The 788-nt window shown below is 41.0% G+C and carries 2 protein-coding genes; both read left to right on the top strand.

Annotated elements, in window-relative coordinates; translation table 11 throughout:
* A partial coding sequence (locus A3739_RS00500; protein WP_197471911.1) for an AbgT family transporter occupies nucleotides 1–376 on the top strand: 376 nt, incomplete at its 5' end.
* A 55-nt stretch (nucleotides 377–431) separates the two neighbouring features.
* Nucleotides 432–788 (top strand): DNA-J related domain-containing protein (locus A3739_RS00495; protein ID WP_197471910.1); only part of this gene is annotated, 357 nt, incomplete at its 3' end.

The following is a 788-nucleotide window of genomic DNA, read 5'->3' as shown; positions in this document are numbered from 1 at the left end:
TCTATTCTTCTTCTTTATTGGCGTATGCGGGCTAATCAACCTGTCACTAGGTTCAGCATCGGCTCAATGGGCAGTCACGGCGCCTATATTCATCCCGATGTTAATGTTAGTTGGCTATTCACCAGAGGTTATTCAAGCGGCGTATCGTATCGGTGACTCGACAACCAATATTATTACACCAATGATGAGCTACTTCGGGCTAATACTCGCAGTTGCCGAGAAATACAAAAAAGACCTCGGAATCGGTACCCTCATATCGATGATGCTCCCCTACTCAGTTGTATTTATTACTGCATGGAGCCTGTTCTTCTACTTCTGGGTATTTATTATGGGATTCCCCGTTGGACCTGGCGCGCCAATCTACTACACCATGTAGCAAGCTTAATCATTAGGCACAGGACAAACTAAACGCACTAAGCTAGGCTGAAGAAATGGATATCTTCAGCTCTGTCACCTCCGCTATCGAAAAAGCTTTCACGATGAAAAGTGAGTGGCGAGAATACGACCTAATAAAATACCTCAAAGACAGCAATGATCTCGAGCTACCAAATATGGAGCTCAATCAAGCACTCAGCTTATTCAAAACGCATTTTTTAATTCGTCACGCACTTTATTCGCTTAAATCAAAATGGGCCAAAAATAAAAGCGCTCATCTTGAGATTGGAATAATCAATATCCAAAAATTTCCTTACATCACTCATAACGAAACAAGTGTAAGTAACAGCGATTTATTAGGTACGTACTATCTTGATCATGATAATTATTTCGATATGACAAAGGAAGAAATC

The organism is Oleiphilus sp. HI0067, assembly GCF_001635735.1.
The sequence above is the reverse complement of the archived record's forward strand: the minus strand, read 5'-3'. Positions and strand labels throughout refer to the sequence as shown.